Below are 9,735 nucleotides of genomic sequence, written 5' to 3'. Positions count from 1 at the left end.
CGTGGAGAGAGCCCCCACCCGCATTGCATCTTCGATGCAATGCGACCTCCCCCGCAAGCGGGAGAGGTGAAGAAGAAGACTCAAATCGCCTTGATCACCCTGAAGTCGAGGCCATCGGCTTCCGCAAGATACATCGGCATCCTGGCATGGCCGCTGCGCACCGTGACCGGACCGCGCGGGCCGCGATAGACGAGGTTGTCGGCGGCCGCGAGCAGCGGCCGCGTGTCCAGCGTACCGGCACGGTTGGCGGCAGCCTCCAACAGACAGAAGCCTTCATAGGCGGACTCGCCGCACGATCCGACCGGCGGCGCGAACGCCCCGAACATCGCGCGATAGCGGTCCCTGAAATCGTCACCGGCCTGCGAGCCGACCGAGGGGAAATAGCCGGAGGCACAGAACAGGTTCTCGGTCTTGTCTGCTCCGATGCCGAGCAGCGCGGTTTCGTCGAAACAGCCGGCAAAGCGCAGCGTGGTGGCGGCAAGCCCGGCATCGGCGAAGGCGCGGTTGAAGGTCACGCCGTCGGTGCCGATCAGCGAGATCAGCACGACATCCGGCTTCGCCGCGCGGATCCGCTCCAGATGCGCCTCGTGATTGTCCTCGCCGACCGGCACGAACTCCTCGCCCACCACGAGGCCCCCGGTCTCCTTGATGTAGCGCTTCACCGCGCGGTGCGACTGCCATGGCCAGACGTAGTCGCTGCCGATCAGGTACCAGCGCGAGGCGCGCTTGGCCTCGGCCAGCCAGTGGATCGACGGCCGGTTCTGCCAGCGCGGCGTCTCGCCGATCGCAATCACGCCCGGCGTCCGCTCGCCGCCCTCATAGACCGGCGTGTAGATGTAGGGGATTCTGCTGCGGGTGATGAGGCCACGCAGCGCGACACGGACTGCGCTGGTGTGCATGCCCATGATGAGATCGACCTCGTCGGACGCAATCGCCTGCTCGGCGCGGTCGACCACCTCGTCGATCGGTCCGCCGGCGTCGTAGACCTGGAACTCGATCTCACGGCCGAGGATGCCGCCGCGCCGGTTGATCTCCGCAACGGCGAGCTGCGCGGTCGAGGTCGCGGCCGGGCCCCACATCCCCGGTGAACCGGAGCAACAGACGAAGCCACCGATCCGCAGCCGGTTGCGCGCGCCGCGCGGACCGAACCCGCCACGATCCATCGGCGCAAGCACGCGATCCGACGCCGCCGACGCCAGGTTCCTGAACAGCAGGGACGGCGGGAACGGGAGGTTTCTTGCCGTGACGTTGAGCGTCGAATGCACACCTGCTCCTGTCTGGCTCCGGCACGCCGCCCCACGGCATCGCCCTCGCGGGCGACGGTGCCATTAGCTTCTACTTTGGCGCGTTCTCTTCACGCGAACCGGTATCCACTTCGCTCGAGAACGCTTCTAGATCGTCCTGATCACATTGAAGTCGAGACCGTCGGCTTCGGCAAGATAGATCGGCATTTCGGCACGGCCGTCGCGAATGGTCACGGTGCCGCGCGCACCGGCATAGACGACGTTGCGCGCCGCGACCGATAACGGCCCCAGCGACAGCGAGCGAGCCCGGTTGGCCGCCGCTTCGAGGAAGCGCATCCCCTCGTAATTGGACTGCCCGACCGAGCCGATCGGCGGCGCATGCGCCCCGAACATCGCGCGATAGCTGGTCTGGAACTCGTCATTGGCGCGGGAATCGACGCATCCGAAATAGCCGGAGGCGCAAAACAGATTCTCCGTTGCGTCCGGCCCGATGCCGAGCAGCACGGTTTCGTCCATCGCGCCGGCATAACGCAGCGTGGTGGCGGCAAGCCCGGCCTCGGCGAAGGCGCGGTTGAAGGTGATGCTGTCGGTGCCGATCAGGGTGATCAGCACGACATCGGGCTTGGCGGCGCGGATCCGCGCCAGATGCGGCTCGTGATCGTCCTCCCCGAGCGGGACGAATTCCTCGCCGACCACCTGGCCGCCGGCCTCCTTGATGTAGCGCTTCACCGCGCGATGCGATTGCCAGGGCCACACATAGTCGCTGCCGATCAGATACCAGCGCCGCGCCTTTTTGACGTCGGTCAGCCAATGGATCGCCGGCCGGCTTTCGGCGCGCGGCGTCTCGCCGATCGCCATCACCCCGGGCGTCCGCTCGCCGCCCTCATAGACCGGCGTGTAGACATAGGGGATGCGGCCGGCCGTGACCTTGCGCAGCGCGAGGCGGACCGCCGAGATATGCGAGCCCATGATCACGTCGACCTCGTCGAAGGCGATCGCCCGCTCGGCGCGGCGCACCACCTCCTCGATCGGACCGCCGGCGTCGTACATCGACAATTCGACCTCGCGGCCGCGGATGCCGCCGCGCCGGTTGATCTCGTCGACCGCCAGCATGACGCTGTTGGCCGAGATCGGCCCCCAGATCCCGGGCGCGCCGGAGAAGGTGATGAAATTGCCGATCCTGAGCTTGCTGTCGGTGCCGCCACGGCGCGAGGAGCCCGGTTTGACGGTCAAAGCGAGATCGGCCGCACAGGACGACGGGCTTCGAAACAGGTGCGGCGGCGCGACGGGCAAGCCGCCATGCGCCTGGTAAGAGACCGTCGAGAGCACGCCAACTCCTGTCTGGGAAGCAATACGCAACGCAGCCAGCGGGCGGTTGCGGCATCCGCCCTTTGGTTGGGGGAATATCCTAGGGGAAAATATTGAATATTCAACAATTGAAGTGCATATAGAAATGGCATGAGTTGCCGGACATTCATTCACCGGGTCAGGAACCAGGTCTCACGCCGTGGCTAAACCGCCGAAAGAAAATTCCCCGATCACCGAACACCTCACCTACCTGCTCGCGCAAGCCAACCGGGAGATCAACCGACAGTTGGAGACGCGGCTGGCCAAGGAAGGCGTACCGGTCGAGCAGTGGCGCATCCTCAAAGTGCTTTCCGACGGCAACGGCCACTCGATGGGCGAGCTTGCGGATGCGGTGCTGCTCAACCATCCGACGCTGACAAAGATGATCGACCGCATGGTGTCGGACGCACTGGTCTATCGCGTGCAGGATCCGAAGGATCGCCGCAAGGTGCTGATGTTTGTCTCTGACCGCGGCAAGGCGCTGTGCCGGCGGCTGAACTCGCTGGCGGTGAGCCAGGAAGAGCACATCGTCGAGAGCTATGGCGACAAGTCGACCACCGAGCTCAAGCGCCTGCTGGAAAGCCTGATCGGCAGCGCCAACTGAGGCCGCCTCTGGTCGCGTTCACTTGAGATAGGTGCGGACGACGTCGATCAGATCCGCGGCACCCTGGGCCTTTGCGGGGTCCTTCTCATGCGCGGGATCGACGACGTGATGGCGGATATGCTCCTCGAGCAGCTCGGCCGTCAGTCCGTTCACGGCCCCCCGCACCGAGGCGACCAGCATCAGCACGTCGGCACAGCCGAGCTCGGATTCGAGCCCACGCTCGACCGCCTCGACCTGCCCCTTGATGCGCCGGATGCGGCCGACGAGCTTCGACTTGTTCTTGATCGTGTGCGACATGACGATCTAATATAGGGGGGTACCCTATATTGAGCAAGCGGCAAAAGTCCGGCCGAAATGATGTCGATGAAGCCGATATGCCGCAGCGGCGCCCTCCTGATCGTGCCGATGTTATGGGCGCAATCGGCCGGCGCGCACGGCATCGCCGGCAACCGCTATTTCGCCGGCACCATGACCATCGACGATCCGGCCGTTGCCGACGAACTCATCCTGCCGAACTTCAACTATCTCGGTTTCCCCGCGCAGGGCAGCGACGTCGTCGAGAACCGCATCAACGGGGCCTTCGCCCGGCTGCTCACGCCGAGCCTCGCTTTCACCGTCGACAGTTCGTGGGTCCATCAGAACTGGCCGACCGGCCGCACATTGGGCTTCGACAAGACCAATATCGGTCTCAAATACGAGGCCTATCGCGACAACCGCCACGAGATGCTGGTCTCGATTGGCCTCGCCTGGGGCATTGGTCATTCCGGCGCGGTGGCGATCGGCGCGGATGCGCCCGACACGATTCAACCCGGCATCTTCTTCGGCAAGGGGTTTGGCGATCTCCCGGATTCGCTGTCGTGGATGCGGCCATTCGCCGTCACGGCCGCGGTCGTCGACGAGGTTCCGATCGGCTCCGGCGGCATGGCGCTGGCGCCCAATCCGGTCACCGGCCGGTTCGACACCGTTCTCTCCCCGGCCGTCGAGACCCTGCACTGGGGCTTTTCGGTCCAGTACAGCACGCTCTATCTGACCAAGCGCTTCGACGGCGGGCCGCCCAAGGATGAACCGTTGAATCAACTGGTTCCGCTGGTCGAGTTCAGGTTCGACAGCCCCCGCGGCCAGACGACGGCGGCGACCGCGAACCCGGGCTTTGCCTATGTCGCCGTGACCTGGCAGGTGGAGGCCGAGGCGATCATCCCGCTCAACCGCGCCGGCGGGACCGGACCGGGCTTCCGGGCCCAATTGCTGCTTTTCCTCGACGACCTCGTGCCTTCGCTGTTCGGCAAGCCGCTCCTCACCGACCGGCCCGCACATAGCCAGATCGCGTGGTAGCGCCTTGGCCTTGCCGCGAACCGCCAGAAAAACCGACCGGCCAATGTCGGACGCGCGCTTGCCGGTTCGTCCTCAGGAGCGAACGCCGCGAACGAACCCCTGCCCGCCCTGGGCCCGTCCGTGGTATCGCCTTCGCACTCCGGCGCGAAGGTCCGTCCCCTCCCGGTCAACAAGGACTCCGCCCATGACTTCGATCACGCCGTTCCTGTGGCTCGACAACAACGTCCGCGATGCCGTCACCTTCTACAAATCGGTGTTTCCGAACGCCGAGATCGAGACCGTCAGCGACTTCATGGCGAGCTTCGAGCTCGAGGGGCAGCGGTTCTATGCGCTCAATGGCGGGCCGCAGCACAAGTTCAACGAGGCAGTGTCGTTCTTCCTCAGCGTCGAGACCCAGGAGCAGGTGGATTATTTCTGGGGCAAGCTCACCGACGGCGGCCAGGAATCGCGCTGCGGCTGGCTCAAGGACCGCTTCGGCCTGTCCTGGCAGGTGATCCCGACGGCGCTGAGCCGCTACCTCAGCGATCCCGACCGCAAGGCGGCCGATCGCGTCATGCAGGCGATGCTGAAGATGCAGAAGATCGTGATCGCCGATCTCGATCGAGCGTATGCCGGGTGACGGCGATGCGCGATTGACGGGCGGGCCAATGGTCCGCCGTGTCGCGATCAAGCCCTCTCGTGAAAACCGGACCGCGTTTGCGGTGCGACATGCACCGGGCCACGCCAACAATCTTGTCGGCCGGCGAAATTTCAAAGAAGCTGGGTGGCGTTACTTGATGCCATTTTCAGGGGAGGCACGATTTCCATGAAGGCAATAATCGGAATTGCTTTGGCTGCCATGCTGGTCACGTCGGCGAGCGCGCAGGACTCGCCGTTTCGCAAAGAACTGAAGCGTGGCGACCTGACCGGGACGAATATGGAGGTCATCACGAGCATCAGCGAGCTGAAGCCCGGTGACACCCTCAATGCTTCACATCCACCACGGCGACGAGTCGTATTACTTCCTCGAAGGCGGCACGATCGAACTGCCAGACGGAAAGCAGATGCCCGTCCCGACTGGCGCCGTTGGCTTGAACGTACGGGATACACCGCACGGCGCGTTCAAGGTCGTCGGTGACAAGACGATCAAGCTGCTGACCGTCCATGTCGTCGACAAGGGCAAGCCACTCTACGACACCCCGAAATAGCATCGTCAAACGGCGATCGAGCGAATACGCCCAACTCGTTGAAGTCGCTTCCTAGGCATACCGCCCGTGGCAATGCTTGTACTTCTTGCCTGACCCGCAAGGGCAATCCTCGTTGCGGCCGACCTTGCCCCAGCTTGTGGGATCGTTCGGATTGCGGTCGGCGGCGGACATTGCCGGCGCCAGCGAGGCCTGGGCGTAGGTCGCTTCGGTGAGGCTGGCGCGTGCGAACTCGTCCTCGCCGGTGTTGGGATCGAGCTTGTGCGCTTCCATCATCGGCAGCGGCTGCGGCGGCTCGTCCGGCGGGACGATCTCGACCCGCATCAGCTGCGCGGTGACCGCCTCGCGCAGATGCGCGCTCATCTCCTGGAACAGGTTGAAGGCCTCGGTCTTGTACTCCTGCAACGGATCGCGCTGGCCGTAGCCGCGCAGGCCGATCACCTGGCGCAGATGGTCGAGCATGATCAGGTGCTCGCGCCAGAGATGGTCGAGCGTCTGCAACAGGATGGTTTTCTCGACGTAACGCATCACGTCGGGGCCCCATTGCGCGACCTTCGCCGCCATCCGCTCGTCGACATGGGTCTCGATGCGGTTGAGCAGTTCCTCGTCGGCGATGCCCTCTTCCTTGGCCCATTCGTCGACCGGCAGATCGACATCGAGCACGCGCTTCAGCTCTTCCTTGAGGCCCGCGGTGTCCCACTGCTCGGCATAGGCGTGCTCGGGGATGTGCTTGGCGACCACGTCCTCGACGAAGGCATGGCGCATGTCGGTCACGGTCTCGACGACGCTGTCGTCCTTCATCAGGTCGACGCGCTGGTCGAAGATCACCTTGCGCTGGTCGTTCTGGACGTTGTCGAACTTGAGCAGGTTCTTGCGGATGTCGAAGTTGCGCGCCTCGACCTTCTGCTGCGCCTTCTCGAGCGCCTTGTTGATCCAGGGATGGATGATGGCTTCGCCTTCCTGCAGGCCGAGCCGCTGCAGCATGCTGTCGAGCCGGTCGGAGCCGAAGATGCGCATCAGGTCGTCTTCCAGCGACAGGAAGAATTTCGAACGGCCGGGGTCGCCCTGACGGCCGGAACGGCCGCGCAGCTGGTTGTCGATGCGGCGGGATTCGTGACGCTCGGAGCCGATGATGTAGAGGCCGCCCGGCTTCTTCACCGTCTTGGCGGGCTTGTTGCCCTTGGCGGGCTCGGTCTCGAAATCCTCTTCCGCCTTCAGCACGATCTCGCGGAAGCGTTCGATGTCGGCCTTGATCTGCTCGATCTTACTGGCCTTCTCGGCCTCGTCGGTGATGGCGGCGGTCTCCTGCTGGATCCGCATCTCGAGCGAGCCGCCGAGCTTGATGTCGGTGCCGCGGCCGGCCATGTTTGTCGCGATCGTGATCGCGCCCGGCACGCCGGCTTCCGCGACGATGTAGGCTTCCTGCTCGTGGAAGCGCGCGTTCAGCACCGCGAACAGCTTCGCCGGCTTGCCCGCACGCGCCGCGGCATAGAGCTTCTCCATGCCGGATTCAGAGGTGAAATCGATCTGCTTGTAGCCGTGCTTCTTCAGATACTCGGCCAGCACTTCCGATTTCTCGATCGACGCCGTGCCGACCAGCACCGGCTGCAACCGCTTGTTGGCGCGCTCGATCTCGGCGAGGATCGCACCGTACTTTTCGTTCTGCGTGCGATAGACCTCGTCGTCCTCGTCGAGGCGCGCCACCGGCAGGTTGGTCGGGATCTCCACGACCTCGAGCTTGTAGATGTCGAACAGTTCGTCGGCTTCGGTCAGCGCCGTGCCGGTCATGCCGGACAGCTTCTGGTACATGCGGAAATAGTTCTGGAAGGTGATCGAGGCCAGCGTCTGGTTCTCGGGCTGGACCGTGACGTGTTCCTTGGCTTCCAGCGCCTGGTGCAAGCCTTCCGAATAGCGCCGGCCCTGCATCATGCGGCCGGTGAACTCGTCGATGATGACGACCTCGTCATCGCGAACGATGTAGTCCTTGTCGCGCGTGAACAGCGTGTGCGCGCGCAGCGCCTGGTTGACGTGATGCACAACGGAGACGTTCTCGACGTCGTACAGCGAGTCGCCCTTGAGCTGGCCGGCGTCGCGCAGCAGGTTCTCGAGCTTCTCCATGCCGCCTTCGGTCAGCGTCACCGTGCGCTGCTTCTCGTCGACCTCGTAGTCGTCCTTCTTGACGAGCTTCGGCATGAAGGTGTCGATGGTGTTGTAGAAATCCGAACGGTCGTCGAGCGGGCCGGAGATGATCAGCGGCGTGCGCGCTTCGTCGATCAGGATCGAGTCCACTTCGTCGACGATCGCGTAGAAGTGCTCGCGCTGGACCATGTCCTCCAGGCGGTACTTCATGTTGTCGCGCAGATAGTCGAAGCCGTATTCGTTGTTGGTGCCGTAGGTGATGTCGCAGGCATAGGCCGCCTTGCGCTCGGCGTCGTCGAGGCCGTGCACGATCACGCCGGTGGTCAGCCCGAGGAACGCATAGATCTGGCCCATCCAGCCGGAGTCGCGGCGGGCGAGGTAGTCGTTGACGGTGACGACATGAACGCCCTTGCCGGCGAGCGCGTTGAGGTAGACCGCAAGGGTCGCGACCAGCGTCTTGCCTTCACCGGTCTTCATCTCGGCGATGTCGCCCTCGTGCAGCACCATGCCGCCGATCAGCTGGACGTCGAAATGGCGCTGGCCGAGCGTCCGCTTGGCCGCCTCGCGCACCGTGGCGAAGGCCGGGACCAGGATGTCGTCGAGCGTCTTGCCGCTTGCGAGCTGCTGCTTGAATTCGGCGGTGCGGGCCTTGAGCTCCTCGTCGGAGAGCTTGATGAGCTCGGGCTCCAGCGCGTTGATGGCGCTGACGCGGGACTGATAACCCTTGACCCGACGGTCGTTGGCGGAGCCGAAAAACTTGCGGGCGAGCGCGCCGATCATGCGAAATTCCTGTTCTTCGGTCTCGAGTTCAGTCTTGGTTCGGTCTTGAAGTTGTCTTGAAGTTCAGTCTTGGAATACAGCCTGAGATGGTCCACCGGATCGCCTATCAACTCACTGTGACGCGCTACGGTTCGAGCCCCGACCAGGGGCTCCTCCGCCAATTGAGTGGGAAACAGGCCATCCTGGGTTCAACGGCGAAAAACGCAGCAAAATAAGCGCTCTCGCCGCCGACACGGTCGGCCAGAGATATGGCCCGGTCGGGGGGTTGTCAACGCCGCCAAGATGTCAAGGAATTCATCATTTTGACAAGACTTTCGCGTTGCCAATGTAACACGATTGGGCGAGTGTCCGCCCCGCTCGAGCTTCCCCCCTTTGAGACAAGGATTTTGCATGACCACCTCGCCCCCGGAAACCAAAACCGGCCTGCGCCTCGGCCTCGCCACCCTGGCCGCCACGGGCTGTCTTGTCGCAGTGCTGGCTGCCGGCCTTCCGGTCCGCGCCGCGGAATCCGACCCGGTGCTGGCGAAGGTCAACGGTTCCGAGATCCACGCCAGCGACGTGGCGCTCGCCGAGGAGGAACTCGGCCCGAGCCTGGCGCAGATGGACCCGGCGACCAAGAAGGACAACGTGCTGTCCTTCCTGATCGACATGAAGATCGTGTCCAAGGCCGCCGAGGACAAGAAGATCGAGAACAATGACGACTTCAAGAAGCGGCTCGCCTTCACCCGCAACCGCCTGTTGATGGACAGCCTGCTCGCCAGCGAGGGCAAGGCCGCGACCACCGACGACGCCATGAAGAAGGTCTATGAAGAGGCCTCCAAGCAGATCACCGGCGAGCAGGAAGTGCGCGCCCGCCACATCCTGGTCGAGACCGAGGACGAGGCCAAGGCGATCAAGGCTGAGCTCGACAAGGGCGCGGACTTCGCCGAGCTCGCCAAGAAGAAGTCCAAGGATCCCGGCGCCTCCGACGGCGGCGACCTCGGCTTCTTCACCAAGGAGCAGATGGTGCCGGAATTCTCCGCAGTCGCCTTCGCGCTGGAACCGGGCAAGATTTCCGATCCGGTCAAGTCGCAGTTCGGCTGGCACATCATCAAGGTCGAGGAAA

The 9,735-nt window shown here is 64.1% G+C and carries 10 protein-coding genes; 5 read left to right on the top strand and 5 right to left on the bottom strand.

Annotation, left to right across the window (positions count from 1 at the left end; all coding sequences use genetic code 11):
• Positions 1-80 precede the first annotated feature (80 nt).
• Together FNJ47_RS41530 and FNJ47_RS41525 are read right to left on the bottom strand one after the other, a co-directional pair.
• Positions 81-1,265, bottom strand: coding sequence for an ABC transporter substrate-binding protein (locus FNJ47_RS41530; protein ID WP_163162007.1), 1,185 nt, complete (start codon positions 1,263-1,265; stop codon positions 81-83).
• Between the two features lie 126 nt (positions 1,266-1,391).
• Positions 1,392-2,573: an ABC transporter substrate-binding protein gene (locus tag FNJ47_RS41525; RefSeq protein ID WP_163162006.1), complete on the bottom strand. Its 1,182-nt coding sequence runs from the start codon at positions 2,571-2,573 to the stop codon at positions 1,392-1,394.
• A 178-nt stretch (positions 2,574-2,751) separates the two neighbouring features.
• Here FNJ47_RS41525 and FNJ47_RS41520 point away from each other — a divergent pair, with 178 nt between their 5' ends.
• Positions 2,752-3,195, top strand: coding sequence for a MarR family winged helix-turn-helix transcriptional regulator (locus FNJ47_RS41520; RefSeq protein ID WP_038387042.1), 444 nt, complete (start codon positions 2,752-2,754; stop codon positions 3,193-3,195).
• A gap of 18 nt (positions 3,196-3,213) precedes the next feature.
• On the opposite strand, the gene FNJ47_RS41515 is transcribed toward FNJ47_RS41520, so the two are convergent.
• Positions 3,214-3,492 (bottom strand): metal/formaldehyde-sensitive transcriptional repressor, encoded by a 279-nt coding sequence (locus FNJ47_RS41515; RefSeq protein WP_163162005.1) that lies wholly within the window; start codon positions 3,490-3,492, stop codon positions 3,214-3,216.
• Positions 3,493-3,558: 66 nt separating this feature from the next.
• Between FNJ47_RS41515 and FNJ47_RS41510 the strand changes: the two genes are divergently transcribed.
• On the top strand, positions 3,559-4,527 hold the full coding sequence (locus FNJ47_RS41510) for a hypothetical protein (RefSeq protein WP_163162003.1): 969 nt from the start codon (positions 3,559-3,561) through the stop codon (positions 4,525-4,527).
• Between the two features lie 184 nt (positions 4,528-4,711).
• Positions 4,712-5,146, top strand: coding sequence for a VOC family protein (locus FNJ47_RS41505; RefSeq protein ID WP_163162001.1), 435 nt, complete (start codon positions 4,712-4,714; stop codon positions 5,144-5,146).
• 131 nt (positions 5,147-5,277) lie between these two features.
• On the opposite strand, the gene FNJ47_RS51920 is transcribed toward FNJ47_RS41505, so the two are convergent.
• Complete coding sequence (locus tag FNJ47_RS51920) at positions 5,278-5,463, bottom strand: hypothetical protein (protein ID WP_236000424.1); 186 nt, start codon at positions 5,461-5,463, stop codon at positions 5,278-5,280.
• A 29-nt stretch (positions 5,464-5,492) separates the two neighbouring features.
• On the opposite strand from FNJ47_RS51920, the gene FNJ47_RS51915 reads away from it, so the two are divergent.
• Positions 5,493-5,714, top strand: coding sequence for a cupin domain-containing protein (locus FNJ47_RS51915; RefSeq protein ID WP_236000423.1), 222 nt, complete (start codon positions 5,493-5,495; stop codon positions 5,712-5,714).
• 51 nt (positions 5,715-5,765) lie between these two features.
• Here the strand turns inward: FNJ47_RS51915 and secA are convergent, their stop codons facing one another.
• On the bottom strand, positions 5,766-8,630 hold the full coding sequence (secA, locus tag FNJ47_RS41495; protein ID WP_163161999.1) for a preprotein translocase subunit SecA: 2,865 nt from the start codon (positions 8,628-8,630) through the stop codon (positions 5,766-5,768).
• A gap of 390 nt (positions 8,631-9,020) precedes the next feature.
• Here secA and FNJ47_RS41490 point away from each other — a divergent pair.
• Positions 9,021-9,735 (top strand): peptidylprolyl isomerase (locus tag FNJ47_RS41490; protein WP_163161997.1); only part of this gene is annotated, 715 nt, incomplete at its 3' end.

The organism is Bradyrhizobium uaiense, assembly GCF_010811875.1.
Lineage (GTDB): Bacteria > Pseudomonadota > Alphaproteobacteria > Rhizobiales > Xanthobacteraceae > Bradyrhizobium > Bradyrhizobium uaiense.
Note: the sequence above shows the minus strand (reverse complement) of the source record. Positions and strands in the feature narration are given on the sequence as shown.